Below are 26386 nucleotides of genomic sequence, written 5' to 3'. Positions count from 1 at the left end.
ACCTGAGACTTTCGAACCAAGAGCCAAATCGTGTGGGGACGATCTGATGCCGAATAAACGCCTGCCGCGTGTTGAAACGCTGGCGACCGCTCTGCGCGCCGAAGCGTGGAAATCAGATGCGGCACGCGCTCTGGAGCACCCTGTTCTGTTTTGGATTACCCGCGGCCAAGGCCGGTTCATGGTCGATTGCCGTCTGCGGGGTATCGGGCCAAACACCGCCGTTTTCGTGCCTGCCCACACGCTGTTCAGCTATGATATGTTTGCGCAGCCGCAAGGTATGGTCATCTCGCTGCCCAATGATGACAGCGCAGGCTTTCCACGCAGACCCGCCATTGTGCGCGCCGCGCAGATGCAAACGCAGGCGGAACTTACCGGGCTGATCGACACCCTGTCGCGCGAATTGTTGGAGCTGCGCACCGGGCAGCGTCGCGCCATTCAAGCGCATGTGATGATGATCGCCGTCTGGCTGGATCGCCTTTTGTCTGAACAGCCCACAGAAAAACTGGGAAAATCTGACCGGTTGTTGAGCAAATTTAGCCACGTCGTGTCGATCAATCACCGTGATGGCAAATCCATCGGTGGCTTTGCGGCTGACCTTAAGGTCACGCCGACGCATCTGACACGGTTGACGCAAGGCGCCGTTGGCAAACCTGCCTCAACGCTGCTGAACGAACGGATCATCAACGCGGCCTGCGAAGCGCTATTGCATACCGATCAGCCTGTCAAAATCATCGCGGAGCGGCTTGGGTTTTCCTCCGCCGCCTATTTCACCCGAGCCTTTCAGGCGCAAACTGGCGAAAACCCGACGACGTTTCGCAAGTCTCGCGGATAGACCAAACTAACCTAGCGTAAACTTTCAGCATGTCGCTAACGACCTTTCGGGGTGTCGCAAAAGATGCATTATTTGACGGTATCAACCGTTGACCTTGAACTGATTTTCAGGCGCAATGCGCGCTCAAGCTAGGGAAAATCGGGACATATCTTACAAAAATTCGCGCCGCCGTCGTGTCGTAGCAGCGGTAAGCGCACCCAGATTGACCAAAAACCGTCACTGTCCAACAGGGAGAAAGACATGACAAAGCACACCACCTTTTCGAAGCGGGTGCATCCGGTAGCCGAGATGTATCGCGACGAATACAAGGCCGGCCACATGGACCGGCGCGAATTTATGACACGTGCCACCATGCTCGGCGTCACATCCGTCGCGGCTTATTCAATGATCGGCGCCACGCCAGCCAAAGCAGCGGCCCACGCACAACAAGGCGGCACGCTGCGGATGGAAATGGAAGTCCGCGCGCTGAAAGACCCGCGCACCTATGACTGGACGCAGATCGCCACCTACACAGCCGGTTGGCTGGAGTATCTCGTAGAGTACAATTCCGACGGCTCGTTCGAGCCAATGCTGCTGGAAAGCTGGGAAGTGAACGACGACGCAACCGTTTACACTTTGAACGTCCGCAAGGGTGTGAAGTGGAACGATGGCTCTGATTTCACTGCCGAAGACGTTGCGCGCAACATCGAAGGCTGGTGCGAGAAAGACGTTGAGGGCAACTCGATGGCGGGCCGTTTCGCTTCCTTGATCGATGCCGATACCAACAAAGCCACAGCTGGCTCCATTGTTGTGCAAGACAGCCACACCGTTGTGCTGAACCTGCCGGTTCCAGATATCACACTGATCCCGGGCATGGCTGACTACCCTGCCGCGATTGTGCCAGCAGGATTTGACGCAGCAAACATGCTCGGCAACCCGGTCGGTACAGGCTACATGCTGCCAGATGGCCATGAGGTTGGCGTTGCAGGTGCATTGGTGCGCAACGAAGGCCACGAATGGTGGGGCTATGCGGCTGGCAAAGGCGGCTATCTCGACCGGATCGAATTCATCGACTACGGCACAGACCCCGCAGCCCACGTAGCCGCTTATGAGGCCGAAGAGGTCGACATGAACTGGGAAAGCCAGGGCGAGTTTATCGACGTCATGAACAGCCTGGGCCTTGTGCATTCCGAAGTGACTTCGGGCGCGACCCTGGTGATCCGCACCAACCAGCTGGCCGAAGACGACAATGGCAACAAGATCTACGAAGACAAGCGCGTGCGCAAGGCGATTGCCATGGCCTGCGACAACGAGCTTATCCTAGAGCTTGGTTTGGCCGGTGTCGGCGAAGCTGCCGATAACTGCCACGTGGGCCCCGTCCACCCAGAATGGGATCCTTCCGTTGGTCGCATCCCATACGATCCGGCTGGTGCCAAGGCCCTGATGGAGGAAGCAGGCTACGCCGACTTCGAGCACGAGCTGATCTCCATCGACGGCGGCTACCGCATGGACAGCACCGACGCCGTGGCAGCCCAGCTGCGCGACGCGGGCATCAACGTCAAGCGGACCATCATGCCGGGCTCGACCTTTTGGAATGACTGGTCGAAATACCCGTTCTCCTCGACCAACTGGAACCACCGTCCGCTTGGCACGCAAGTGCTGTCGCTGGCCTACCGTTCTGGCGAAGCATGGAACGAATTTGGCTGGTCGAACGCCGAATTCGACGCGTTGCTGGCCGAGGCCAACTCGATCGCGGATGTTGAAAAGCGTCGCGAGGTGATGGGCAAAATTCAGGCCATCATCATTGAGGAAGGCGTGACCATCCAGCCCTATTGGCGCAAAATCTCGCGTCACCACGTGGAAGGGCTGGTCGGCGTCGACATGCACATCGCCTACCTGCCACAAATCTATAAGTGGGGCTTCGCAGCCTAAGCTTACACCCTGATTTGGGCCGCACATGATTGTGCGGCCCTTTTCACATCTGGGATGGTCACTCAAAAAAAGCGCGCCATAAGAGCCGCAGACCGCCGGACAAACACACCAACGGGGAAATCTCATGGGAACCTTCTTGCTCCGTCGCGTCGGCGTGATGCTGCTGACGGCGTTGTGCCTGACCTTCATCGTGTTCTTCATGACCACGCTCTACCCGAACCTTGAAAAGCTGGCCAAAACCGCAGGCAACTTCCGCATGTCGGATGAGGCCGTCGCATCTTGGCTGGATAAGGAAGGCTATAACGAGCCGATCTTGAAGGGTTACGGGCAATGGCTTGGGGTGCTGCCGGGCCACGTCTTCACCGATGATGAGGGGGTTACCACCGGGGCCTGTATCCGACCTGGCACCGACCCGGCAGATGCCCCGACCTTTTGCGGCGTCCTGCAAGGTGATTGGGGGCAGTCTGTGACTTTCAAGGACGACGCGGGATCGCTCATTGCGACGCGTCTTGGCCTCACCGGTTGGTTGGCCTTGGGCGCCTTCGCGGTGATGATCCCCGCTGCCCTGATCGTGGGCATTCTGGCGGGGATGCGCGAAGGATCGCGGCTGGACCGGTCGCTCTCGACCTTTTCCATCGCCTCCTCCGCCACACCCGAATACGTCTCGGGCGTGATCTTCATCGCCGTTTTCGCCGCCGCCGCATCGCCGCTGAATGTCTGGCTGACCGATATAGGGGTCTTGGGCAAGGAAGGCTGGATCGCCGGCAAAACGCTGCTCAAGGGATCGGCCACGTCGGCCATGAAAGACATCACATGGGCCAACTTCACCCTGCCCGTCGCGACCATCGCGCTTTACGGCGTGGGCTATATCGCGCGGATGACGCGCGCCTCCATGGCCGAGGTCATGACCGCGCAATATATCCGCACGGCGCGCCTGAAAGGCGTGAACTTCCGATCTGTCGTGCTGAAACACGCGCTGCGCAACGCGCTGATCGCGCCCTTCACGGTGATCATGCTGCAATTCCCGTATCTGCTGACGGGCGTTGTGATCACCGAGACGCTGTTCAATTACAAAGGCTTCGGCTGGCTTCTGGTGCAAGCTGCCTCGACCAATGACATCCAGCTGTTGCTGGGCTGCTCGGTGGTCGCCGTCTTCGTTGTTCTGGTCACCCAGCTGATATCCGACATCGGCTACGTGTTCCTGAACCCACGCATCAGAATGTCTTGAGGGGAGAATAGTCATGGACCCATTGACCTGGACAGGCAGCCTCGGCAGCTTTTTGAACCCGCTCTTCTTCTTTGCCTTCTTCGCCTTCGTCGTGTCGGTGCTGGGCTTTGTCTTGTTGAACATCGTCAAGCCGGAGCCGCAAATCCGCGCCGTGAACTCGCAGATGGCACTGGAAGCCGCAGGCGGCCCAAGCCACCTTTTGGGCATGGCGTTGCGATACAGCTTCTTCGCGATCCTGGCGCTCATCGTGATCTACCTGCTCGCAGGCATCGTCACGCCTTACGGCTACGCCGGCATTGTGGGCGAGGTCGGCGCACGCTTCCTGCCCGTCTGGGTGGCATTGGTGCTGACCTTCGTCTTGTCGATCATGTTCAAGCGCAAGCTCGGACTCTACGGCAAGCTCTTCGATTCAATGATCGGGATGGTCGGCTTCGCGCTTGTGATGTTCTGGGTCTATACCGCCATCTTCGCCGGGCTCTTTGATATGATCATTACCCATCCGGTTTTGGATCAGGTGTCCGGCATGAAGAACAAGGTCCCCGGCACCCCACTACGCGCACCGGAAGAAGGTGAATTCCCGCATTACCTGCTGGGCGGCGACACGCTGGCACGCGACGTCTTCTCGCGCATGGTGTTTGGGGCCACCTCCGTGCTGGTCATCGCACCGGCAGCAACAGCCTTCGCCTTCATGGTGGGCATCACATTGGGGCTGCCCGCAGGCTATTATGGCGGTCGGTTCGACACCATCATCAGCTTCATCGCCAACCTCGTTTTGGCCTTCCCGGTCATCTTGCTGTTCTTCTTGTTGGTGACACCAGAAATCCGCGAATACGTTCTGTTCTCGCTCTTTGGCAATCAGGTGACATTTCCGAAATTCATGGCCGCCGTGCTGTTCGCCTTCCCGATCGTGTTCCTGCTGGTGCTCTGGCAATCGCGCTTTTACACTCAGCCATCCAAGCGCAACCTCTATGTCGGTCTGACCGTCGCCATTGGCGGATACATCTATCTTGGACTGGCTTGGGATGCGGATCCTTTGGGCTACATATCGCTCGATAGCGGCGTCTTGATCGTCTTCGTCTCCGTGGTCTTCGTGAACGCGCCGACAGTGTTCAGGATCGTGCGGGGATTGGTACTGGATATCAAAACCCGTGACTATGTCGCCGCTGGGCAAACCCGTGGCGAAGGTCCGTGGTACATCATGCTATGGGAAATCCTGCCCAACGCGCGTGGGCCGCTGATCGTCGATTTCTGCCTGCGCATCGGCTACACCACAATCCTTCTGGGCACGTTGGGCTTCTTCGGTCTGGGGCTGAGCCCTGAAAGCCCGGATTGGGGCACAACCATCAACCAAGGCCGCAGATTGCTGGGCGTCTACCCGCACCCGGCTATCGTCCCCGCGCTTGCACTGATGAGCCTCGTGCTTGGCTTGAACCTGCTGGCCGACGGCCTGCGTGAAGAGTCGTTGAAAGACTAGAGATGGCGCAGCTTCAGAACCTAAAAACAAAAATAGTTAACAGCGCGTCGGCACGCGCTGTCACGACAGGGTGTGTACGCCCTGTGTACGGGTTGTGTACGCCCGAATTTGCGACAAAAGGAAAAGGTTAATGGCAGAGAAAAAGGCATATGACGGCCCCATTCTGGAGATCGATCAGCTCTCCATTTCCTTCTTCACACGGCTGCGCGAAATCCCGGCGGTGATGGATTTTTCCTGCTCTGTCCTGCCGGGTGAGGCAATGGGTCTGGTCGGCGAGATCCGGGTGCGGTAAATCCACCGTAGCCCTTGGCGTCATGCAGGATTTGGGCGTCAACGGGCGCATCGTCGGAGGCAACATCAAATTCAAAGGCGAAGACCTTGGCGAGATGTCGCTTGAGCAGCTCAGCAAAATCCGTGGCTCCGATATTGCCATGATTTATCAAGAGCCTATGGCAAGTTTGAACCCCGCCATGAAGATCGGCAAACAGCTGATGGAAGTCCCAATGATCCACGAAGGCGTCGGCGAGAAAGAGGCCTACGCCCGCGCCCTCGAAGTGGTCACAGATGTGAAACTTCCTGACCCCGAACGCATGCTGAAAAGCTACCCGCACCAACTGTCGGGCGGGCAACAACAACGCATCGTCATCGCCATGGCCTTGATGTCAAAACCGTCCCTGCTGATCCTTGATGAACCCACAACCGCGCTAGACGTGACGGTGGAGGCCGCTGTTGTCGAACTGGTCAAAGACCTCGGCAAAAAATACGGCACCTCGATGCTTTTTATCAGTCATAACCTAGGCTTAGTGCTTGAGACCTGCGACAGACTTTGCGTGATGTATTCGGGTGAAACGGTTGAAACAGGACGCATCAACGACGTGTTCGACAAGATGCAGCATCCCTACACGCAGGCGCTGTTCCGGTCGATCCCACTGCCCGGTGCCGATAAGAATTCGCGCCCGCTGGTGGCGATACCGGGCAACTTCCCCCTGCCCCATGAACGCCCACCGGGATGCAATTTCGGACCCCGCTGCGACTATTTCGAAGAGGGTCTGTGCAATGAAGACAAACCCATCTCAATGTACCCGGTTGAAGGCGGTGACCGCCACGAAACCCGCTGTTTGAAATTCCAGGAAATCGACTGGAACGCGCCTCTTGAAATCGAAAGGAAAGGCGAAAAAGCAGCCCCCGGAAAAGTCGTCCTCAAGATGGACAACCTCAAAAAATACTACGAAGTAGCGGCCAATGCGATGTTCGGCGGCGGCGACAAGAAAGTCGTCAAAGCCAATGAAACCCTCAGCTTTGAGGCGCGCGAATCCGAGACCCTCGCCATCGTCGGCGAGTCAGGCTGCGGCAAGTCCACCTTCGCCAAAGTTCTCATGGGACTGGAAACGGCAACAGACGGTGAAATTCTGTTAGACAACCAAGCAATCGGCGACATCCCGATTGAGGATCGTGACACCAAAACCGTCTCAGACGTGCAGATGGTGTTCCAAAACCCGTTCGACACGCTGAACCCGTCGATGACCGTCGGCCGCCAAATCGTGCGCGCCTTGGAAATCTTCGGCATCGGCAACACGGAGGCCGCCCGCGAACAGCGCATGCTGGAGCTGCTCGATCTGGTGAAACTGCCACGCGAGTTTGCAACCCGCATGCCGCGCCAACTTTCAGGTGGTCAGAAGCAACGCGTGGGCATTGCGCGCGCTTTCGCCGGTGACGCGCGCATTGTTGTGGCTGATGAACCTGTCTCCGCGCTTGACGTTTCGGTACAGGCCGCCGTGACCGATCTGCTGATGGACATCCAGCGGGAGAATAAGACGACGCTGCTGTTCATATCGCACGACCTATCGATTGTGCGGTATTTGTCGGACCGTGTGATGGTGATGTATCTGGGGCATGTGGTCGAAATGGGCGCGACCGATCAGGTCTTCCAGCCGCCCTATCACCCCTATACCGAGGCTCTGTTATCCGCTGTGCCTATCGCGGATACGTCTATTGAAAAGCAGCATATCGTTCTGGAAGGCGACATCCCGTCCGCGATGAACCCGCCCCCCGGCTGCCCGTTCCAAACGCGCTGCCGCTGGAAGGATCAGGTGCCTGACGGTCTTTGCGAAAAAGACCTGCCACCGGTACGCCATCTGGCGGAAGGCCATCAGGTCAAATGCCACCTTGCCGATGACATTCTGGCGCGCATGGAGCCGGTAATCAAAATCGCGGCGGAATAATCAGGCCGGCGCAATCTTTGGGTGGCGCGATATACGTGCCCCCCATGCCATCGTCGGCTTTTCAACCGCAAGAAAGCTGAGCGTCGCGGCCACAAGCGTCACTGCAAACACCACCAGAAAGGTCCAATGCCGGTCCCAGCCGCTTGGCAGGTCCAGCAATTGCAGGACCATGACATGCAGCAGATAGACAGAATAGCTGATGGTGCCCACGAAGATAAATGGCGTGCTGCCCAAAATCCCGGTGCCGCGATGCCCCAAGATCATCAACATGGTTGAAACGCCCACAACGGGCCGCATGTAGGGCAAGCCTGCGCAAAACGCGAAACACAAAACCAGCGCGCCCGACCAAAAGGCGAGCGGCGCCCATTTGCCCATCTTGTCGCGCCACATCATGCACAGCACGCCCATCAGGAAATATGGCCCGTAACTGGTCGGAAACCACCGCGCCGCCCGGGCGGTGCCAGTGTGATCGAGGATGAATTTCGTGGTAAAGGCCAGCACGATCAAGCCAATCATCACCCAAACCGCCTGTTTCCAACCATAGAGCCGCTCGATGATCAGGGGCAGCAGAAGGTACCAGAAGACCTCAATCGGGATGGTCCATTCCACACCAAGGATTGAGTTGGCAATTTTGTAGTCGAACATGCTTAGCAGCGCGTAATGCATCAAGACGTTGTAGCTATCTATCGGCACGTCGAAGTAATCGGCCCAGTAATTATAGGGGGCCAAACCGGTCGCCATCAGCAAGATCGCAAGCGCCAGCACGAAGAAGTAAAGCGGCAAAATGCGCGCCAAACGGCGCACCAGATAGGCCATGTAATTTGGCGCGGCAGCATAGGACACGGCGACGGAGAACCCCGAGATCACAAAGAACATCTGCACGCCCGAAAAGCCAAGCGAGGTGATGTTCGCGCCAACCCACCCCAAATCACGCAGCCCGCCGGTGTGAAACATCATGACCATGACCGCCGCGATAGCGCGCAGGCCGGAAATGAAATCCGTGTCACCGTACCGGCGCAGAAAGGTAGCGTGTCCGCTAGAGCCCATAGAGCGCCCCGAATTTTTCGTCGAGATAATCCAGCAACGGCGCTTCCGTGGGTTCAAACCCGCAGGCATGGATGATCGTGTCGCGGGGTTCCCGCAACCCGCCGAATTTCTGTAGGTTCTCGCGTAACCAGCGTGTCGCAGGACCGGTATCGCCAACGGATAATTCATCATCCAACCCCGGGACCGCAGCGCGCAACGACTGATACAAACAGCCCGCATAGACATTTCCCAGACTGTAGGTCGGGAAATATCCAAACAACCCGAAAGACCAGTGCACATCTTGCAGAACGCCATTGGATGGCTGATCCACAGCGACGCCGAAATCGCTTTCAAACCGGTCGTTCCATGCGGCTTCAAGATCAGCGACCTCAAGATCGCCCGCGATCAATTTGCGTTCCAGATCAAAGCGCAACATGACGTGAAGGTTGTAGTGCACCTCATCCGCCTCGGTGCGGATATAGCCCGAGCCCACACGGTTCACGACGCGGTAGAATGAGTCCTCATCCGCCACGCCGAAATCGCCGAACTGATCGCGCATTTTGCCATAAATCCAACCGGTAAAGGCGCGTGAGCGACCCAGCTGGTTTTCATAAATCCGGCTTTGGCTTTCATGGACCCCCATCGACACGCCGGACCCCAGCGGGGTCAGCTGGTAGGCCGCGTCAATTCCTTGTTCATAGCAGGCATGGCCCACCTCATGGATGGTCGAATAGAGGCAATTGAACGGATCGCGCGGGCTAGTGCGCGTGGTGATCCGCACATCCGTGCCGGACCCAGAACTGAACGGATGCACCGCCTTGTCGATCCGGCCAATCGTCAAATCATAGCCAAAGCTCTGCGCAAGCATCTTGGTCAGCGCCATCTGCCCGTCCTCGTCGAACGCATGATCCAACGGCGCGGGCGCCTCAGCGTCCAGAACGCGTGCACGCAGATCGACCAACCGCGGCCGCATCCGGTCAAACATCGCCGCCAGCTCTGCGCCGGTCATCCCGGGCTCATAATCCTCCAACAATGCATCATAGGCGTCGCCGCCATCCGCGAGGCAAGCGGCCTCTTCGCGTTTCAGGCGGATCATCTCGGACAAGACTGGCGCGAATTTGGCGTAGTCATTCTCCGCCCGCGCTTCTGCCCAGATCCCCTGCCCTTTTGAGGTATGACGCGCCATGGCCGTCGCCAGATCAGCCGGAATTTTCACCGTCCTATCATAGCGCCGCCGGATAAGCCGCAGGTTAGCACGGGCGACATCGGTGTCAGCCACAGCCGTCTCCAGCAGATCGCCGACCACCGGGTCGGTGCGGCGCGCGTGCAGCACTTCCTCCATAGCAGCCATTTCTTCAGACCGCAGGTCAGCGGCGCCAGCAGGCATCATCGTTTCCTGATCCCAACCCGTGCGCCCCGCGACGGAGGACAGAGCCTGCGTGACCCGCTCATAGGCCATCAAATCATCATATGCGCTCATCGTCTTAGCCTCGTTTCACGGTTTGGGCGGTTGGGTACATTGCGCGGAACCGGGCACGCAGGATCAGACAAATCAAAGCAACCGCGCCCAGCTGGTGGGCAATCGCCAACTGCCATGGGGCTGCGTAAAGGATGGTCCCAATGCCCAAGACCATCTGGCCAAACAGCATCACCATTACCCAATCAAAGGCCTGCTTGGTTGCCAAATTGCCCGACCGGCGGGAAACACGCCAAACAACCAATCCGAAAATGAAAACAAGGTAGCCCAGCACCCGGTGGTTGAACTGCACCAATGCCTCACCTTCGAAGAAGTTGCGCCACCACGGCTCAAACTCAAACGCGAGCGTTGGGAACACATCGCCGCCCATCAGCGGCCAATCCGTATAGGTGCGCCCGGCATCATTGCCCGCGACCAAAGCGCCAAGAATGATCTGCAGATAGCTCGCATGCATCAACCCGGTGACCATGCGCTTGAGCTTCGGCTCGCCATTGCGGCGAGCCTGCATCAAGTCAGCTTCCGGCCTGCCAAGGCGCAGCACGTACCAACAGATGAGCCCGAGGATGATGAAGGCCAGCCCCAGATGCGTAGCCAAACGGTAGGGTGCAACATCAAGCATTCCGTCTTCAAGGCCGGAGGATACCATCCACCAGCCAATGAACCCCTGCAATCCGCCAAGCGCGCCCAACAGCAACAGCCGCCCGTTCCAGCCGGTTGGGATTTGGCGTCTTGCGGCGAAGTAAGCAAAGCCCAGGGCCCACACCAAACCGATCACGCGGCCCAGCTGCCGGTGGCCCCATTCCCACCAATAGATCACTTTGAACTCGGCCAGTGACATGCCCGCATTCTGTTCCTGGTATTCCGGGATTTGTTTATATTTCTCGAATTCTTCGGCCCAGACTTCCGCGCTCATTGGCGGGATCGCTCCGGTCACGGGCTTCCATTCGGTGATCGAAAGACCGCTATCTGTCAGCCGCGTTAGGCCGCCCACGGCGATCATCACAACCACCAGCGCAAACAGCACCATGAGCCAACCGCGTATCGCGCCGCGCGCGCCCGGGGACTTTGCGCGGTCGATCACGCCTGCCTGCGCCTGCGGTTTTTCAGCGCTGTCGACCTCTTCAAAGATGGAGCGTTTCTGTGCCATATCAGCCTCTTATCTCTTTGTGCTCAACCTAGTCCTGCGGCACGGTGGCGGCAACTAATCGTCACGGGTTTTCCAGCGCACGAATTGCCGCAGCATACCGTGGAAAATCTGCACGTCCTGCGGGGTCAGCGGCATGCGCGACAACATGTTGCGCAAATGCAGTTTCATCGATGCGGCCTTCGTTTCGGGAAAGAAGAAGCCTGCGGTCTCCAGCCTTTGTTCGAAATGGTCGTATAGCTTTTCAACCTCCAGCTGCGACGCACTTGCGACTTTCGGAACCTCAATGACGCCCGCCTCCGATTGGCGGCGCCATTCATAGGCGGTCAGCAGCACGCATTGCGACAGGTTCAGGGAAGCAAATCCCGGGTTCACCGGGACCGTGACAATCGCATTTGCAAGCGCGATATCGGCGTTTTCCAATCCCGAGCGTTCCGCCCCGAACAAAACGCCCACGCGCTTGTCGTCTGAGATCAGGGCGCGGGCCTCCCCCATGGCCTGTTCCGGCGTGACGACGCGTGTGGTCATGTCGCGGGGCCGCGCCGTGGTGGCATAGACATAATCCATGTCGCCGATAGCACTGGCAGTCGTGTCAAACACCCCCACCTTGTCGAGCACCTTCGCGGCGCCTGACGCCGTCGCCGTCGCTGCAGGGTTCGGCCACCCGTCGCGCGGCGCGACCAGACGCATATGCTCGAGCCCGAAGTTCAACATGCCGCGCGCCGCCGCGCCGATATTCTCGCCCATTTGCGGGCCAACCAGTACCATCACGGGTTGCGGGCCGCCCCAGTTGGGTTGCGCCTGATGATCTGTGCCTGACATGCCTATTCCCTCAGTGTTGCGCGGGGTTTACGCCACCGGGGCAAAGGCGCGCAATGCCCTTGTGAGGCGCCGTGGCGGCTTGTAAGACAAGCCAAACAAAAGGCAAAGCCCATGACCGATGCGACCGACGACCAACAGGTCCCGCAAATCTACTTGATCACGCCCTCTGATTTTGAGCTGTCGAGCTATCCCACGCAGCTGGCGCGCATCATGGACAACGTAGATATCGCATGCGTCCGGCTGGCATTGGCCGCCACTGACGAGGATGATGTCAGCCGTGCCGCCGATCTTTTGCGCGAAACCTGCCACGCCCGTGATATCCCACTGGTGTTAGACAGCCATGTGCGCCTGGTCGAAAAACTGGGGCTGGACGGGGTGCATCTGCAAGACGGCGCGCGCACGGTTCGCTTCGCCCGAAAGGAGCTGGGTGCCGATGTCGTTGTCGGGGCCTATGCCGGCACCTCGCGTCATGAGGGAATGAATGCGGGCGAAAGCGGCGCGGATTACGTGGCACTGGGCCCGCTTGGCGATACGGGTCTTGGCGACGGCGCCTTGGCACAAAAAGAAGATTTCGAGTTTTGGTCCCAGATGATCGAATTGCCCATTGTGGCCGAGGGCGGCTTGACGCTGGACAATGTTGAGGCCTTCGCGCCGTTTACCGACTTCTTCGCCATCGGATCGGAGATTTGGAAGTCAGATGACCCGCTGACGGCCCTTAAGGCTCTGACAGCGCCGCTGGTTTAACACCGGCACGCACAGCGTCCTCACAGACGGCCGCAAGCGTTTTTCTATCGGCATAATCAGCGACGCGCAGCGGTGGGTGGTAGACCACCTCGATATGCCCCTGCCGCGCAGCACCTAGCGTTTGCAACAAATGCGGCGCGAAATCCATATCGCCCCACCAGCCGTAAAACCGTGGCGATTGGTCAGCAGGCGCGGAGTAGCTGACGGAAACCGGCTGAATATAACAAATATCGCGCAATTCGGGTGCGAAGAATGCCGCGAAGAGCGTCGATTTAAATGGTAAAACACGACGCCCGTCGCTGCTGGTTCCTTCTGGGAAAAAGAGCAGCTTGTGACCGGCTTGCAGGCGTTGTTCAAACAGCGCTTTCTGACGCGCAGCGTCCTGCCGGTCGCGACGGATAAACACCGTCCCAACGGACCGCGCAAGCGCGCCAATACCGGGCCACTTTGCCACCTCAGCTTTGGAGACGAAATAGAGCCGATCAACTGCATTAAGCGAGAAAATATCGAGCCAGGAGGCATGGTTCGCCACCACCCCACCCTTTTGCTTCATCGGCGCGCCCTGTGCGCGAAACCCGATACCCAGAATCCGCAGCCCATTGCGGCACACAAATCGCGTGATGAAGGGTGTAATTGGTCGGTTTAATCCAAAAAACGGTTTTTCGACCAGTCGCAGCGCCAGCAAGATCAGCACACCGACCAAAACCAACAAAGCCAAAGGAACGCCGCGCAACACCGCGCGCGTATAGCCCGCTGGCCCCAGCGGCGCGATTTCTGCCTCTGGCACATCGTTCCACGTCATCGCCGCGCCCGCGTGTAAAGATCACGATGCTTGGCCGACATCTGCGCAGTGTCCATCACCAGGCAGACATCAATCGTATTGAAGTCATGATCCACAAAGGCGCCCTCGCCGACCACACCGCCGAGGCGCAGATAGGCCTTTATCAGGGCGGGCGTGTTTTTGATGGCGTGGGGGCGGTCGATCTCGGATTTCGGCAGCAAATCCATGCTTTGAAACGCTTTGGATCGCGGGCGCAGCTCGGCGGGCGCAAGATGTGAATGATGCAGGTTGGACAACGCATGCGCCAAGGGCTTTACGTCCGTGCCATGAAAGCTCGCCACGCCAAACAGGATTTCAATCTGATGGGTGGTGACGTAGTCCGCGAGCCCTTGCCACAGCTGAAACATCGCCGTGCCCCCCGATGTTCCGCCTCTACGCAGGACCGTCCCAATTCCAAAAGTTTCCGGCCCGAAGACTTCAATGCCGTTAGGTCATATTCAGTTTCGCTATAGTAGCGCCCGGCTTTCGCGCAGGCCTCATCTCGCAGGAGGCGATATACCCCAACCACATGGTCAAACTGCGCGGCATCGCGCGCCGGATTCACCAAGATCAGCTGGTCCATGAACGGGTCAAACGCGTCGCGCTCAAACCGCCCCGCATGGTCAACCAATGCGCCATCACCGCCCAGCTCTTCGACGAAGACCTTGTAGCGCAGCCGCTCCGCTCCGCGCAGATCCGGCTCCGCGCAGGCAAGGCGCAATTCAAGTTCCGGCGTCATCGGCACGTTAACGCCCGAACTTTGGGATTTGGGTGCCCAGTTCGAAATTCGCCTTGTCGGGTGCCTTGCGCAGTTGGTAGCGTCTGGTCATGAAACGATCTCTGTTTCTCTTTTTATTTCTTAACCAATAGGTTGCTCGATCGTGAGCACAACTTGAAACCCGTTTATCGTCACCTTGCCTTGATGCTCGAAGTTAACTGTAATTTTACCATTTATGTTGGATTGAACCTGTCCAAGCCCCCAGTCGGGCGCGCCCGGGTGGCGCACCAGCATACCCGGCTCCAAAAGCGAGTTTAATTCTTCCATTATGGCACAACCCCTCGGAACTGACCTGATGACCACGAATATTAAAGACAGCGCGGCTCTGCTCGGCTCACGCATTTGCCATGACCTTATCAGCCCTTTGGGCGCGATCAGCAATGGGGTGGAGCTTTTGTCAATGACCGGCGCTGCCAGCTCGCCCGAGATGAAGCTGATCGAAGAAGCCGTGGCGAGCGCAAATGCGCGGGTCAAATTTTTCCGCGTGGCCTTGGGTGCTGCGAATGGCAACCAGATGATGGCGCGCGCCGAAATTCTGAAACTGCTTGATGGCTGCTATGGCGGCGGGCGTCTTGTTGTGCGTTGGGGGCCGTCAGCTGACCCTAGCCGCACGGAGGCAAAGACCGCGTTGCTGGCGCTCATGTGTTTGGAGACCGCCCTGCCCCAAGGCGGCGAAATCGTCATTGCCGAGGAACGGGGAAATTGGCAAATGCAGGCCTACGGCCCATCTGTGCGCTACGATGCCGGGCTTTGGAACATTTTGACGCGCGGCGCTGAGGAGGAACTGCCTTCCAGCCAGGTGCAGTTCCAGCTGCTGCATGACGCGTTCCAACAGATGCAGCTGTCACCGCTTGTCGGGCATTCGGACAGCGCGGTGTCGCTGCGCTACTAAAGCGCGACCAGCCCGTCGCGGAACCGGCGCATATTGGCTTGATAGTTCTCAGCAGATTTTATCAGTGACGCGATTTGAGCGGCATCAAGGTCACGCACCACCTTACCCGGTGAGCCCAGTACCATGGTGCCATCAGGAATGGTTTTGCCTTCGGTGATCAGAGCGCCTGCGCCGATCAGACAGCCTTTGCCAATCACCGCATTGTTCAAAATCGTGGCCCCCATGCCAATCAGGGAACCAGCCCCAATCGTGCATCCATGCAGCATTGCCTTATGGCCAATCGTGCAATTCGCGCCAATCGTCAGCGGACAGCCGGGATCCGTGTGCAACACGCAGTTTTCCTGAATATTGCTGCCCGCACCCACGGTGATCGGTTCATTGTCGCCGCGTATCGTCACGCCAAACCAAACGGAGGTCGCGGTTTCAAAGATCACGTTCCCGATGACGTTTGCGTCTGGGGCAACCCAAAAATCTCCATCTTCCGGCGTTACCGGGCTGTGCCCATCAAGGCTGTAAAAAGTCATGTATTCCGCTCCACAAATTGAGTGTTGAGATCGTCAACAAAGCCTTCCAGCCCCGATTGACGCGTCCGACGCAAACGCTCCGCGGTCAGGATCGCCTTGAGTTGCGCCTCGCTGTCGGGCAGATCGCGGTTGATGATACAGTAATCATATTCGCGCCAATGGCTGATCTCATCCGCGCTCTTCGTCATCCGGTTGGCAATCACTTCGTCACTGTCCTGAGCTCGACTGCGCAGGCGCTGTTCCAACTCCCCAATCGACGGCGGCAATATGAAGATCGTAACCACATCGCCGATCAGCGCGGCCTTGTCTTTGATCTGCTGCCCACCCTGCCAGTCGATGTCAAAAATCACGTCTTTGCCATTGTTCAGCGCGGTTTCAACCGGGCAAAGAGGGGAACCATAGAAATTTCCAAACACTTCCGCATGTTCAAGCATTTCGCCATTGGCGACCATCTGTTGAAAGGCCTCACGGGTCCGAAAAAAATATTCGCGCCCATCTACCTCGCCGCTGCGTGGGGCGCGGGTGGTGGCAGAGACGGAGAAGCTGATCGTCGGGTCCCAGGTCATCAACCGCTTGGATAACGTCGATTTTCCTGCCCCAGAGGGCGATGACAGGATGATCGGGATGCCGCGCCGTTGTGCCATGATTACTCCACGTTCTGGACTTGCTCGCGCATCTGATCAATCACCGCCTTGAGGTCAAGCCCCACGCGCGACAACTCGGTCGAGCCCGATTTGGAACAAAGCGTATTCGCCTCGCGGTTGAATTCTTGCATCAGAAAGTCGAGCTTGCGGCCCACTGCGCCAGGCTGTTCCAGCAAGGCGCGCGCCGCGTCGACATGCGCCAAAAGCCGGTCTATTTCTTCGGTCACATCGGCTTTGACGGCCAAAAGCGCCAGCTCTTGCGCCACGCGGTCCGGATCCGCGCCATCCACATTGCCCAACACGCGCGACAGGTTGGACTTCAGTGTTTCAGCCATTTGATCCTTGCGCGCCTCCGCCAAAAGCGCGGCTTGTTTGGTTAGGGCGGCGACGTCTGACAAGCTTCCCTCCAGAACCAACGCAAGGGCTGCGCCTTCTGCTTTCCGCATCGCAACAAAGGCGTCCAAAGCGCTATTCACGCTGGGCAATATCGCCTCAAAACTTGGCCAATCATCGCTGTCATCTGTGCCATTCATGACGCCGCGCAGGCCCAAAACCTCCGCAGCCGAGGTCGGGCGCATTTCCAGCCCCGCGGCCGCAGCGCTGTCTTGCACTTGCTTACAGGCCTCCATAGCACGCTGCAGGGCGTCTTCGTCCAATTGTGACGCTTGGCTATTGCGGTCTTGTTCAACCCGCAGCGTGGCGTTCACATTGCCCCGGTGCAGCTTCTTCTGAATGTGCGCCTTAAGCTGCTGATCAATGCCGACCATTTTCTCAGGCGCGCGCACCCGCACGTCGAGGCCTTTTGCATTCACGCTGCGGACTTCAAAGGTCCAGGACAACCCAGGCTGGGCGCCGGTTTCCGAGGCGAACCCGGTCATGGAATGAAGCATCACGCGTTAACCCTTTAACGGTTTAGAACATGCAATTTCTTTAAAAACTGCGCTATTAAGAACATGTTAAGTTTTCGCAACGATGGTTCACAAGAGCTAAGGTTAATAAGACCTAAACGTTGCGGAACGAATGACAGGGCCCCGGTGGGGTGGGCCTTATATTTTTGAACCGCGAGGAAACATATGTCCGGGCCAACCCATGGCACACCTGATGCCCCCGAGAATCTCGTCCCATTTAGGACACATAGAAAAGAGATGACTCAAACCGCTCAAAGCCACATCCGCGCGCATTGGGAAGATATGCGCGCCGGACGCAAGATGCCGTTGCGCTCGGAAATTGATCCGCGTGAAATGTCGCCCTTTCTTTCCAACTGCTTTATTTTGCACCAGGCCAGCACCGGCGACGTCCGCTTTCGCCTTGCGGGTATGGCACTGAACGACCTTATGGGCATGGAATTGCGCGCTATGCCGCTGCGCTCGCTGATTGTGCCGGAAGAGCGCGCGACTTTCAGCGCCATCCTAGAACAAGCCTTTTTGGAGCCTGAAATTCAGGAATATCGCCTGATCTCGGAACGCCCCGGCACCGCACCAATGACAGCGCAAATGTTGATCCTTCCCCTTAAGGGCGATTTCCCAAATTCGGACCGCGCCATGGGTTGCCTGACGACTGAAGGCCCAGCTGGTATCCCGCCACGCCGGTTCCGTATCGAAGACGTTTTACGCACGTCGCTCAACACGGGCATGATGAGCCGTGAGCCCGAGATGCAACGCAAAGCCGCGATGCTGGAACCCGCAGGGTTTGCCGAACAGCAACAACCCTTCACGCGTGAGACCAAAGTGCCTTACCTGCGTGTCGTAGAATAGCGCTATTGGCACACAAAAAGCCCCGCTAAGCAGCAGCTTGCGGGGCTTTTTTTATGTCTTTTGGTTCAACTAGATAGCGGCGCGACGCGCCTCCGCCCGGTTGGACAGCTCTTCAGCAACCAAGAAAGCCAGTTCCAATGATTGTGACGCGTTCAAACGTGGATCGCACGCTGTGTGGTACCTATCCGACAGGTCCTCGTCTGTGACTGCACGGACGCCGCCGGTGCATTCGGTCACATCCGCGCCGGTCATCTCGAAATGTACGCCGCCGGGCACCGTGCCTTCTGCTTTGTGGACACCAAAGAAGTCCTGAACTTCGCGCAACACAGAATCGAAAGGCCGGGTTTTGTAGCCGGAGGCCGCTTTGATCGTGTTGCCGTGCATCGGGTCGCAGGTCCAAACCACGTTGGCGCCTTCTTCCTGCACCGCCTTGATCAAACGCGGCAGATGCTCGCCGACATTCCCCGCCCCGAAGCGCGCGATCAGGGTCAGACGCCCTTCCTCATTGTTCGGGTTCAGCGTGTTCATCAGCGATTTCAGATGCCCGCTGGTCATGGTTGGCCCGCATTTCAGCCCAATCGGGTTCATCACGCCTTTGGCAAATTCAACATGTGCGCCGTCCGGCTGCCGCGTGCGGTCGCCGATCCAGATCATGTGGCCGGAGCCCGCCAGCCATTTGCCAGAGGTTGAGTCCACGCGGGTCAGCGCTTCTTCATATTCCAGCAAAAGCGACTCATGCGAGGTGTAGAAATCGACCGTCGCAAGCTCCGCGTTGTTGTCTGAGGTCAGGCCAGCCGATGCCATGAAATCAAGCGAGTCCTGGATACGGTTTGCCATGTCGCGGTATTCTTTGGCCTGCTCTCCGGCGGTGAAGCCCAGCGTCCAAGCGTGAACCTGATGAATATCGGCATACCCACCTTTGGAAAACGCGCGCAGCAGGTTCAGCGTTGCCGCCGCTTGTGTGTAGGCCTGCAGCATTTTGGCCGGGTCAGGTATGCGGCTTTCCGGTGTGAAATCCAGCTCATTGATGATGTCACCACGGTAGCTTGGCAGCTCGACACCATCTTTGACTTCTGTCGGTGCAGAACGTGGCTTGGCGAACTGCCCCGCCATACGGCCAATTTTCACAACAGGCACTTTTGCGCCGTAGGTCAGGACCATCGCCATCTGCAGCATGACTTTGAACGTATCGCGAATACCGTCAGCCGAAAAATCTGCGAAGCTTTCGGCGCAATCGCCACCTTGCAGCAAAAACGCCTCGCCACGGCCAACCGCGCCAAGCTGATCTTTCAGCGTGCGGGCCTCACCGGCAAAAACGAGCGGTGGATACTTAGACAACTGGGCCTCAACTGCGGCCAGTCTTTCGGCGTCAGTATACTCGGGCATCTGGATCCGCGGTTTGTTGCGCCAGTCCGATTTGGTCCATGTCTGTGCCATGCTCGTGTTCCCTTGCTGAGTGAGCGGTCTGATATAAGAACGCCTTGTGTAGAACGCATTCGGGGGCTTGCCAACGGTGAAAACTCAGCTAAGGGTGGAATCCTTCACGGTTCGTCAGAACTGGGGGCATTTTGTCGGATTGGGAGTTCCGCCATGTCTACGCCGAGCGCGATCACCGGCCGCCCCGATGGCGGCAATCCCCCGAGTGCCGGGCGTTACGTCTTCGTGTTGATGAACAACTTCACGATGCTCAGTTTTGCGGGCGCAATCGAAGCGCTTCGGATCGCCAATCGCATGGCGCCCGATAGCTATGATTGGGTTCTGGCCGGTGAAGGTGGGCAGATCGCAACCTGCTCAGCAGGGATCAATTACGGCCTCGATATAGACCTTGATGAGCTGCAGCGCGACGACATCGTCATGCTCTGCGGAGGGGTCGATGTACAAAACGCGACGACCAAGAAATTGCTCAACTGGTTGCGGCGCGAGGCGCGGCGCGGCGTCAAAATAGGTGCGCTTTGCACGGCGAGTTACGCGCTCGCCAAGGCCGGTCTTCTGGACGGCAAGAAGGCCACTATCCATTGGGAAAATCAGGACAGCTTTTCAGAGGAATTCGAAGATGTTGAGCTGACCAAATCGGTGTTCGTTGTCGACGGAAACCGGATGACCACGGCTGGGGGTACGTCATCGATTGATTTGATGCTTAGCATCATCGCCAGCGATTTGGGCGAAGAGGTCGCAAATCTGGTGGCCGATCAGCAAATCTACAGCTCGATCCGAACCGATCGGGACCAGCAGCGCCTGTCGATCCCAACGCGTATCGGCGTACGCCACCCACGGCTCAGCCGCGTCATCCAGATGATGGAAGCCAACATCGAAGAACCGATAAGCCCGTCGATCCTAGCCAAGGAAGTCGCTATGTCGACCCGCCAGTTGGAACGCTTGTTCCGGCGATATCTGAACCGCTCACCCAAGCGTTACTATATGGAAATACGGCTGCAAAAGGCGCGTAACCTGTTGATGCAAACAGATATGAGTGTGATCAACGTCGCGCTTGCCTGTGGCTTTGCGTCACCGTCGCATTTCTCAAAATGCTACCGGGCGCATTACGATACGACGCCCTACCGCGAACGCGGTGCCCACGCGGCGAAGCTCGCGGCCGACTGACCTTGCGTCATTTACCCCAAATTGACCAAGAATGCCGCGTCCTCGCCGCTTTCCTGACCCATTTCGACGTGATCCTCCCCAAATACAACTTTAATACGGGGACGTTCCAATGGGCCAAGCACAGCCGATCGAAACCGGTGAAGTTACTGAGTTAGCGTTTTTCAAATCAAACCGCGACATGCGCAAGCCGAGCCTTGTTGCCAAATCGCCGAAGCAGTTCGCCGATCCCGGCGGCTCCGCATTTGACGCTTTCGCACGAAGAGTGGCAACGCTGAAGGCAGAACAGGCGCGCGTCGGATAAACGCAGCCGCGCGCTATACTTTACGCAGCGCCAAAACCGCGTTGAGCCCACCAAAGGCAAAGGCGTTCGACATCACCACGTCGACCTTCGCCTCACGCGCCTCATTGGGCACCACGTCGAGCGCGCATTCAGGGTCAGGCTCTTCATAACCGACCGTTGGCGCGATCACGCCGTCTTTCAGCGCCATGATGCAGGATAGCAGCTCAATAGCGCCTGTCCCGCCGATAACATGGCCATGCATCGACTTGGTCGATGAGATCATCAGATTGTCCGCATGCGCCCCAAAAGCGTCGGATACTGCCGCACATTCTGTCTTGTCATTTGCGGCTGTCCCTGTGCCATGCGCATTGATATAGCCCACGTCACTGGCATTGATCTTGGCGTCTTTCATTGCGCCTGAGATAGCCCGCGCGGCCCCTTGGCGTGACGGCATCACAATGTCGGACGCGTCAGACGTCATTGCAAAGCCAATGACTTCCGCCAAAATCTCAGCGCCGCGTGCGCGGGCATGCTTATATTCTTCCATCACAAAAACGGCAGCGCCCTCACCCTGCACCATTCCGTTGCGATTGGCTGAAAATGGGCGGCATGCGTCTTTAGACATCACGCGCAGACCTTCCCATGCTTTAACGCCACCGAAACAAAGCATGGATTCAGACCCGCCCGTGACCATTACCGTGGCAAGCCCCGCGCGGATAAACTGAAACGCTTGCCCCATCGCGTGGTTTGACGATGCGCACGCCGTGGCCACCGTAAACGATGGTCCCTTTAGGTTATATTGCATGGAGACGTGACTCGCCGCCGCGTTGTTCATCAGCTTGGGCACGACGAACGGGTGAACCCGGTTCTTGCCCTCTTCATAAACCGCGCGGTAATTTTCATCCTGCGTATTCAGCCCGCCGCCAGACGTGCCAAGGATAACGCCCGATTGCGCGGCCAACTCACCCGAAAAGCTCAGGCCCGACTGGCCGATCGCCTCACGCGCCGAATGCAGCGCGAACTGAGTGAACCGGTCATAGAGCGCAATTTCCTGGCGGTTGAATTCGGATTGCGCGTCATAGTCATGCACCTGCCCACCAATTTGGATGGCCAATCGGTCAACATCACGAATATCAAGCGGCCCGATCCCGCATTTTCCTTCGCGAAATGCTTCAAACGTCGCGGGCGCGGAGATGCCCAGCGCATTGATCGTGCCCTGCCCGGTGATGACAACGCGGCGCACGAGCTAGCCCTTTTGCTCCGCGACCAGTTTCTCGACCGCCGCGACAACCGCCTTCACACTGGACACATCGAATTCGCTATCGCTGGGGTCATTGGCATTGAAGGGCACCGAAATATCAAACGCTTCTTCAATAGCGAAAATACTTTCAACCAAGCCCAGGAGTCGATCCCCAAATCCTCAAGCGAAGCCTCAAGTGAGACGTCGGAGACGTCCAAAACAGCCTGCTCAGCGACGATCTCGATGACCCGCTCTGACACGGAAGCTGACATGATTGCACCCCTTTTGCGTGACCTCGCCCCCGATCTAAGGGGCTTTCGCCGCTATTGCGAGGCCCTATTTACGTTCCTGAGCAGCTTTCATGAAGCGCGGCAACCGACGCAGCGCCTTTTGCATCTCAACATGCGTCTCCATTTTCACCGCGGGCGAGCCCAGCAAGACGCGACCCGCAGGTGCGTTGGTGAAAATCTTGGTCCCACCACCCGCGATGACACCTTCGCCCACGAAAATATTGTCCGATACGCCGGCTTGGCCGCCCAAAACAACCCGGTCCCCGATCTTGGCCGATCCTGCGACCCCCACCTGCCCACACAGCAGACAGTCGCGCCCAACCTGAACGTTATGTCCAAGATGCACGAGATTATCGAGCTTGCTGCCGTCGCCAATCTCGGTGTCGCGGATCGTACCGCGGTCAATCGTGGCATTGGCGCCGATCTCGACATCATGACCAATCGCGACACTGCCCAGTGAATGAATGCGTGTCCAGCTTTGCGCCTTCGCATCACCTGCGTCGCCCAAAGACTTGCGCGCATTTTCGACGGCGGAGGTTTCGGGCGTCACAAATGAAAACCCATCCGCCCCAATGACCGCGCCCGGCTGACAAATGAACCGGTCCCCGATGCGAACGGAATGTCCGATGCGCGCGCCTTGTAAGATTAACGCGTCGTCCCCGATTTTAGCGTTCTCGGCAATGCTGACATGGGAGGCTACCCGCGCACGGGCACCGATCTGCACCCCGCGCCCAATCACGACGAACGGCCCAATGGCAGCGCCCTCCCCGACTATTGCGCTTTCATCGACGACAGCCGTGGCATGAATACCCGGCGCAATCTCTGGCCCCGGATCCATCAAACGCGTAAGGCCCGACATGGCGTAGCGTGGGCGCGGGACAAAAATCGCCGCAGACAATCCAATAGATTGCCAATCCGCGCCGTCCCACAGGATCGCAGCGCGCGCGGACCCATTGCTGAGCCCGTCACCATATTTGGGATCCATCGCCAAAGCGATTGCGTCAGGCCCGGCAGATTGCGGCTCGGAAGCGCGGGTAATCTGCACGTCGCCGTCGCCTTCAAACCGCGCGTCGAGCGCAGCTGCGATTTGCGATACCGTAAAGCTCATGTTTTGCCTCAACGTCTGCGATCAAGCGCGCAACCGGTGCGGCGCCTTTTGGCGAACTTATGCTTTGGCAGGGCTCTGCGTAACCCCTGCCTTCGACAAGGCTGCAAAAATGCGCTTGTCACGCCGATAGACGTCGCGCCGGTAATGGGGCTTACCCTTGGCATCCACCCAGGCCGTGAAATAGGCCAGATGCACGGGCAATGGCGTCTGCAGATCGACCCGTTTTTCCTTGCCCCGTTGCAACGTAGACTGGAAAAAACCTTCTGCGTCGCGTTCCTGAGCTTTGAGCAGTGCATAGGCGAATTCGAACGGTTTATGGACCCGCACGCAGCCATGGCTGTAGGCGCGAACTTCCCGGCCAAACAGGTTTTTGGACGGAGTGTCATGCAAATAAATATTGTGCCGGTTCGGGAACATGAATTTCACCAACCCCAACGCATTGCCTTTGGAGGGCGGCTGTTTCATCGAAAACGGGAAGGTGCGCGCATTGTACTTATTGAAATCAATCGCCGCTCGGTTTACCTGACGCCCGTTTGACGCAATGATCTGCAACTGCCCTTGCGCATTCGGGTTGCGCTGCATCAAGGGCAAATATTCCTTGGTCACAATCGAGCGCGGCACATACCAACTGGGATTAATCACCATGAATTCCATCACGTCGGAAAATTCTGGCGTCCGGCGGTCATCGGTGTCTTTGCCGATCACGACGCGCGAGCGGAAGGTCGACTTGCCCTTCTCCATAAGATCGACATGGAAATCGGGCAGGTTGACCCAGACATGTCTCTTTTCAAGCGGTTTGGGTGACCAGCGAATACGCTCCAATGCCACAAGCACCTGACCTAGCCTGTCCTTTGAAGACGTGTTGATTTCACTTATTGTGCCTGCGCCCGCGACGCCATCCGCCGCAAGCCCATGAGCGATCTGGAAATCCTGAACCGCTTTTTGCAATTTCGCATCATAGGTCTGGCTGGCCGATTTGCGCATATGTCCCATGCGGATCATGCGGTTGCGCAGTTGCACGACAGCGCCGCCGGACTGGCCAGGTTTCAGCGACTTGGCGGCAATCTTCTCGCCCCAGCCGCCTTTCGCGATCAGCTTTTCGAGGCGCAGCTTTTCTTTTTGCAGCCGCACATATTCGGGCTTAGCTGGCGCCAGCTTTTTGATGAAACCACGCGGGTTGGATTTGGCGAACGCATCCAATGTTGCAGCTGCATCATAGCGCAAGACATCGACCACAATGGTCGGATCAACAGAACGCGGATCGATAACCCCTGAGCGAAGATCATCGGCATAGGCCAGAAACCGGCGCGCCGCTTCAACTTCGACGCGGCCCATGTCTTTGGGAGTTTCGGCACTGCTGAACAATTCTTTGAGCGCAGCCGCATCATAGCGTTGGGCCGGCAAGCCGTGATCAGATGCCGCGGCAAACGCCTTCAACATAGCGGAGCGACGGCGACCGTCAGATTTTGAAACAAAGATCGGCTTGAAATTGCGCGCGCGGTAGAAAGCGGCAAGACCGGCATCCCGCGAAGCAGCCTCAGCAATTGATTGCTTAAGTGCTGTGACCGCTGCGTCGGCGCGCCCGGTACCAAACCCCGGCATCACAAGCGCGGCACCTGCGGCGGCAAGCATCTTCAAAGTCACACGACGCGTAAATTGCACGGCCATCAAGGTCCCTCACTCATTCATATCTAGAATACTCATATGGATTATTTTTAGCGCTGCCCTCTGTCCATTCACAATCCGCTCATATCGGAGGTTTTTAGCATCGCACGCCAACCGGGTCACCAATCTGCAACAGATCTGTGTCAAAAAAGCATGCGCAATTTCCCGCTCATTTGCGCCATTTTAACAGCTTTATTCCACAGTGCCCTTGGTCAGAGAATCGAGCTGTGTAATAACCTTCGCATCTGGGGATAGATAAACATGGCCATTTAGATGGCCGGGGCGATACGGGACAGGCAAACTCATGAGTGAGAAGAAATCCGCGATGGTAACGCGCCGCGCATTGCTGGGAGCTTTTGCAGCAACCACAGTGACAGCAGCGCCAGTCTATTCAAACGTATTCGGTTTCCTCAAAGGCGCAGGCGATGTGCGCCGCATCAAAATGTATTCGGGCCGCACTGGCGAAAACATCGACATGATCTACTGGATCGAAGGCGGATACATCAAAGAATCCCTAAAAGAAGTAAATTACTTCATGCGCGACTGGCGGCTGAACTCAGCCACAAATATGGACACGCGTACGCTCGACATCATGTCCGCCGCACATAACCTGTTGGACGCGACGGAGCCTTACACGCTGCTGTCTGGCTACAGGTCCCCAAAAACCAACGCCATGTTGCGATCCAAATCGCGCGGCGTTGCGAAAAACTCGCTTCACATGAAGGGCCAGGCCGCCGATTTGCGTTTGAAGTCACGTAGCGTCGGCCAAATCGCCCGTGCTGCAGCGTCCTGTTCAGCTGGCGGTGTCGGCAGGTATTCAGGCTCAAACTTCGTCCACATGGATTGCGGCATCGTGCGCACCTGGGGACGCTGACCCAATAAAAACAACCCCTCCAAAGAAAAGGCCGCC

At 57.7% G+C, this 26386-nt stretch carries 23 protein-coding genes and 3 pseudogenes; 11 read left to right on the top strand and 15 right to left on the bottom strand.

Annotated elements, in window-relative coordinates; genetic code table 11:
• Positions 1-46 precede the first annotated feature (46 nt).
• The 5 genes and pseudogenes from ACZ1G7_RS01470 to ACZ1G7_RS01450 all read left to right on the top strand — a co-directional run bounded on the left by ACZ1G7_RS01470 (position 47) and on the right by ACZ1G7_RS01450 (position 7667).
• Positions 47-832 (top strand): helix-turn-helix domain-containing protein, encoded by a 786-nt coding sequence (locus ACZ1G7_RS01470; protein ID WP_472661736.1) that lies wholly within the window; start codon positions 47-49, stop codon positions 830-832.
• Positions 833-1072: 240 nt separating this feature from the next.
• Positions 1073-2743 carry an ABC transporter substrate-binding protein gene (locus ACZ1G7_RS01465; RefSeq protein ID WP_472661734.1) on the top strand — a complete coding sequence of 557 codons (1671 nt, stop codon included), beginning with the start codon at positions 1073-1075 and terminating at the stop codon, positions 2741-2743.
• 124 nt (positions 2744-2867) lie between these two features.
• A complete protein-coding gene (locus ACZ1G7_RS01460; protein WP_472661732.1) occupies positions 2868-3971 on the top strand; it encodes an ABC transporter permease in 1104 nt (367 codons plus the stop codon).
• Positions 3972-3984: 13 nt separating this feature from the next.
• Positions 3985-5445 (top strand): ABC transporter permease, encoded by a 1461-nt coding sequence (locus ACZ1G7_RS01455; protein ID WP_472661730.1) that lies wholly within the window; start codon positions 3985-3987, stop codon positions 5443-5445.
• A 130-nt stretch (positions 5446-5575) separates the two neighbouring features.
• Positions 5576-7667, top strand: a pseudogene (locus ACZ1G7_RS01450) (dipeptide ABC transporter ATP-binding protein).
• On the opposite strand, the gene ACZ1G7_RS01445 reads toward ACZ1G7_RS01450, so the two are convergent.
• From ACZ1G7_RS01445 to ACZ1G7_RS01430, 4 genes are read right to left on the bottom strand one after another with little or no spacing between them, the layout of a single operon-like run.
• Positions 7668-8714: an acyltransferase family protein gene (locus ACZ1G7_RS01445; RefSeq protein WP_472661728.1), complete on the bottom strand. Its 1047-nt coding sequence runs from the start codon at positions 8712-8714 to the stop codon at positions 7668-7670.
• Positions 8704-10173 (bottom strand): carboxypeptidase M32, encoded by a 1470-nt coding sequence (locus ACZ1G7_RS01440; protein WP_472661726.1) that lies wholly within the window; start codon positions 10171-10173, stop codon positions 8704-8706. Before ACZ1G7_RS01440 ends, ACZ1G7_RS01445 begins: the two co-directional genes overlap by 11 nt.
• 4 nt (positions 10174-10177) lie before the next feature.
• Positions 10178-11317 (bottom strand): heme A synthase, encoded by a 1140-nt coding sequence (ctaA, locus tag ACZ1G7_RS01435; protein ID WP_472661724.1) that lies wholly within the window; start codon positions 11315-11317, stop codon positions 10178-10180.
• Positions 11318-11371: 54 nt separating this feature from the next.
• A complete protein-coding gene (locus tag ACZ1G7_RS01430) occupies positions 11372-12136 on the bottom strand; it encodes an RNA methyltransferase (RefSeq protein ID WP_472661722.1) in 765 nt (254 codons plus the stop codon).
• Positions 12137-12247: 111 nt separating this feature from the next.
• On the opposite strand from ACZ1G7_RS01430, the gene ACZ1G7_RS01425 reads away from it, so the two are divergent.
• Positions 12248-12880, top strand: a complete 633-nt coding sequence (locus ACZ1G7_RS01425; protein WP_472661720.1) for a thiamine phosphate synthase — start codon at positions 12248-12250, stop codon at positions 12878-12880.
• Here the strand turns inward: ACZ1G7_RS01425 and olsA are convergent.
• The 3 genes and pseudogenes from olsA to ACZ1G7_RS01410 form a co-directional block, all read right to left on the bottom strand.
• Positions 12852-13682 carry a lyso-ornithine lipid O-acyltransferase gene (olsA, locus tag ACZ1G7_RS01420; RefSeq protein ID WP_472661718.1) on the bottom strand — a complete coding sequence of 277 codons (831 nt, stop codon included), beginning with the start codon at positions 13680-13682 and terminating at the stop codon, positions 12852-12854. The genes ACZ1G7_RS01425 and olsA overlap by 29 nt on opposite strands.
• Positions 13679-14439, bottom strand: a pseudogene (gene olsB / locus ACZ1G7_RS01415) (L-ornithine N(alpha)-acyltransferase). The gene olsA and the pseudogene olsB overlap by 4 nt, the downstream one beginning before the upstream one ends.
• A gap of 120 nt (positions 14440-14559) precedes the next feature.
• Entirely contained in the window at positions 14560-14745 is a 186-nt protein-coding gene (locus tag ACZ1G7_RS01410) for a DUF3553 domain-containing protein (protein ID WP_472661716.1), read from the bottom strand.
• Between the two features lie 28 nt (positions 14746-14773).
• Between ACZ1G7_RS01410 and ACZ1G7_RS01405 the strand changes: the two genes are divergently transcribed.
• A complete protein-coding gene (locus ACZ1G7_RS01405) occupies positions 14774-15370 on the top strand; it encodes a histidine phosphotransferase family protein (RefSeq protein ID WP_472661714.1) in 597 nt (198 codons plus the stop codon).
• Here the strand turns inward: ACZ1G7_RS01405 and ACZ1G7_RS01400 are convergent.
• The 3 genes from ACZ1G7_RS01400 to ACZ1G7_RS01390 are packed head-to-tail and all read right to left on the bottom strand — an operon-like array spanning position 15367 to position 17428.
• Positions 15367-15894, bottom strand: a complete 528-nt coding sequence (locus ACZ1G7_RS01400; protein WP_472661712.1) for a gamma carbonic anhydrase family protein — start codon at positions 15892-15894, stop codon at positions 15367-15369. The two genes, ACZ1G7_RS01405 and ACZ1G7_RS01400, sit on opposite strands and share 4 nt — an antisense overlap.
• Entirely contained in the window at positions 15891-16538 is a 648-nt protein-coding gene (gmk, locus tag ACZ1G7_RS01395; protein ID WP_472661710.1) for a guanylate kinase, read from the bottom strand. Before gmk ends, ACZ1G7_RS01400 begins: the two co-directional genes overlap by 4 nt.
• 2 nt (positions 16539-16540) lie before the next feature.
• The gene (locus ACZ1G7_RS01390) at positions 16541-17428 is read right to left on the bottom strand and encodes a YicC/YloC family endoribonuclease (protein ID WP_472663645.1); all 888 of its coding nucleotides are present in this window, start codon (positions 17426-17428) and stop codon (positions 16541-16543) included.
• Between the two features lie 255 nt (positions 17429-17683).
• Here ACZ1G7_RS01390 and ACZ1G7_RS01385 point away from each other — a divergent pair, with 255 nt between their 5' ends.
• Positions 17684-18292, top strand: coding sequence for a PAS domain-containing protein (locus ACZ1G7_RS01385; RefSeq protein ID WP_472661708.1), 609 nt, complete (start codon positions 17684-17686; stop codon positions 18290-18292).
• A 69-nt stretch (positions 18293-18361) separates the two neighbouring features.
• Here the strand turns inward: ACZ1G7_RS01385 and ACZ1G7_RS01380 are convergent, their stop codons facing one another.
• Complete coding sequence (locus tag ACZ1G7_RS01380; protein WP_472661706.1) at positions 18362-19729, bottom strand: class II 3-deoxy-7-phosphoheptulonate synthase; 1368 nt, start codon at positions 19727-19729, stop codon at positions 18362-18364.
• Between the two features lie 153 nt (positions 19730-19882).
• Here ACZ1G7_RS01380 and ACZ1G7_RS01375 point away from each other — a divergent pair, with 153 nt between their 5' ends.
• Together ACZ1G7_RS01375 and ACZ1G7_RS01370 are read left to right on the top strand one after the other, a co-directional pair.
• Positions 19883-20893 carry a GlxA family transcriptional regulator gene (locus ACZ1G7_RS01375; protein WP_472661704.1) on the top strand — a complete coding sequence of 337 codons (1011 nt, stop codon included), beginning with the start codon at positions 19883-19885 and terminating at the stop codon, positions 20891-20893.
• Between the two features lie 109 nt (positions 20894-21002).
• On the top strand, positions 21003-21194 hold the full coding sequence (locus tag ACZ1G7_RS01370) for a hypothetical protein (protein ID WP_472661702.1): 192 nt from the start codon (positions 21003-21005) through the stop codon (positions 21192-21194).
• A 13-nt stretch (positions 21195-21207) separates the two neighbouring features.
• Here the strand turns inward: ACZ1G7_RS01370 and ACZ1G7_RS01365 are convergent, their stop codons facing one another.
• From ACZ1G7_RS01365 to ACZ1G7_RS01350, 4 genes and pseudogenes are all read right to left on the bottom strand, one after another.
• Entirely contained in the window at positions 21208-22416 is a 1209-nt protein-coding gene (locus tag ACZ1G7_RS01365; protein ID WP_472661700.1) for a beta-ketoacyl-[acyl-carrier-protein] synthase family protein, read from the bottom strand.
• Positions 22417-22419: 3 nt separating this feature from the next.
• Positions 22420-22685, bottom strand: a pseudogene (locus ACZ1G7_RS01360) (acyl carrier protein).
• Positions 22686-22749: 64 nt separating this feature from the next.
• On the bottom strand, positions 22750-23811 hold the full coding sequence (lpxD, locus tag ACZ1G7_RS01355) for a UDP-3-O-(3-hydroxymyristoyl)glucosamine N-acyltransferase (protein WP_472661698.1): 1062 nt from the start codon (positions 23809-23811) through the stop codon (positions 22750-22752).
• A 57-nt stretch (positions 23812-23868) separates the two neighbouring features.
• On the bottom strand, positions 23869-25479 hold the full coding sequence (locus tag ACZ1G7_RS01350) for a L,D-transpeptidase family protein (protein ID WP_472661696.1): 1611 nt from the start codon (positions 25477-25479) through the stop codon (positions 23869-23871).
• A 301-nt stretch (positions 25480-25780) separates the two neighbouring features.
• Here ACZ1G7_RS01350 and mepK point away from each other — a divergent pair, with 301 nt between their 5' ends.
• Positions 25781-26350: a peptidoglycan L,D-endopeptidase MepK gene (gene mepK, locus ACZ1G7_RS01345; protein WP_472661694.1), complete on the top strand. Its 570-nt coding sequence runs from the start codon at positions 25781-25783 to the stop codon at positions 26348-26350.
• The last annotated feature ends 36 nt before the right edge of the window (positions 26351-26386 follow it).

The organism is Litoreibacter sp. JB4-2 (assembly GCF_055693445.1).
Note: the sequence above shows the minus strand (reverse complement) of the source record. Positions and strands in the feature narration are given on the sequence as shown.

What these genes read in the sequence shown, in the direction of transcription:
- ACZ1G7_RS01390 (WP_472663645.1), bottom strand. Translation starts at nt 17,428, where the DNA reads ATGCTTCATTCCATGACCGGGTTCGCCTCGGAAACCGGCGCCCAGCCT.
- ACZ1G7_RS01465 (WP_472661734.1), top strand. Translation starts at nt 1,073, where the DNA reads ATGACAAAGCACACCACCTTTTCGAAGCGGGTGCATCCGGTAGCCGAG.
- ctaA (WP_472661724.1), bottom strand. Translation starts at nt 11,317, where the DNA reads ATGGCACAGAAACGCTCCATCTTTGAAGAGGTCGACAGCGCTGAAAAA.
- ACZ1G7_RS01370 (WP_472661702.1), top strand. Translation starts at nt 21,003, where the DNA reads ATGGGCCAAGCACAGCCGATCGAAACCGGTGAAGTTACTGAGTTAGCG.
- ACZ1G7_RS01385 (WP_472661708.1), top strand. Translation starts at nt 17,684, where the DNA reads ATGACTCAAACCGCTCAAAGCCACATCCGCGCGCATTGGGAAGATATG.
- ACZ1G7_RS01440 (WP_472661726.1), bottom strand. Translation starts at nt 10,173, where the DNA reads ATGAGCGCATATGATGATTTGATGGCCTATGAGCGGGTCACGCAGGCT.
- ACZ1G7_RS01455 (WP_472661730.1), top strand. Translation starts at nt 3,985, where the DNA reads ATGGACCCATTGACCTGGACAGGCAGCCTCGGCAGCTTTTTGAACCCG.
- mepK (WP_472661694.1), top strand. Translation starts at nt 25,781, where the DNA reads ATGAGTGAGAAGAAATCCGCGATGGTAACGCGCCGCGCATTGCTGGGA.
- ACZ1G7_RS01350 (WP_472661696.1), bottom strand. Translation starts at nt 25,479, where the DNA reads ATGGCCGTGCAATTTACGCGTCGTGTGACTTTGAAGATGCTTGCCGCC.
- ACZ1G7_RS01405 (WP_472661714.1), top strand. Translation starts at nt 14,774, where the DNA reads ATGACCACGAATATTAAAGACAGCGCGGCTCTGCTCGGCTCACGCATT.
- ACZ1G7_RS01460 (WP_472661732.1), top strand. Translation starts at nt 2,868, where the DNA reads ATGGGAACCTTCTTGCTCCGTCGCGTCGGCGTGATGCTGCTGACGGCG.
- ACZ1G7_RS01425 (WP_472661720.1), top strand. Translation starts at nt 12,248, where the DNA reads ATGACCGATGCGACCGACGACCAACAGGTCCCGCAAATCTACTTGATC.
- ACZ1G7_RS01470 (WP_472661736.1), top strand. Translation starts at nt 47, where the DNA reads ATGCCGAATAAACGCCTGCCGCGTGTTGAAACGCTGGCGACCGCTCTG.
- ACZ1G7_RS01430 (WP_472661722.1), bottom strand. Translation starts at nt 12,136, where the DNA reads ATGTCAGGCACAGATCATCAGGCGCAACCCAACTGGGGCGGCCCGCAA.
- ACZ1G7_RS01410 (WP_472661716.1), bottom strand. Translation starts at nt 14,745, where the DNA reads ATGGAAGAATTAAACTCGCTTTTGGAGCCGGGTATGCTGGTGCGCCAC.
- ACZ1G7_RS01400 (WP_472661712.1), bottom strand. Translation starts at nt 15,894, where the DNA reads ATGACTTTTTACAGCCTTGATGGGCACAGCCCGGTAACGCCGGAAGAT.
- lpxD (WP_472661698.1), bottom strand. Translation starts at nt 23,811, where the DNA reads ATGAGCTTTACGGTATCGCAAATCGCAGCTGCGCTCGACGCGCGGTTT.
- ACZ1G7_RS01445 (WP_472661728.1), bottom strand. Translation starts at nt 8,714, where the DNA reads ATGGGCTCTAGCGGACACGCTACCTTTCTGCGCCGGTACGGTGACACG.
- gmk (WP_472661710.1), bottom strand. Translation starts at nt 16,538, where the DNA reads ATGGCACAACGGCGCGGCATCCCGATCATCCTGTCATCGCCCTCTGGG.
- ACZ1G7_RS01375 (WP_472661704.1), top strand. Translation starts at nt 19,883, where the DNA reads ATGTCTACGCCGAGCGCGATCACCGGCCGCCCCGATGGCGGCAATCCC.
- ACZ1G7_RS01380 (WP_472661706.1), bottom strand. Translation starts at nt 19,729, where the DNA reads ATGGCACAGACATGGACCAAATCGGACTGGCGCAACAAACCGCGGATC.
- olsA (WP_472661718.1), bottom strand. Translation starts at nt 13,682, where the DNA reads ATGACGTGGAACGATGTGCCAGAGGCAGAAATCGCGCCGCTGGGGCCA.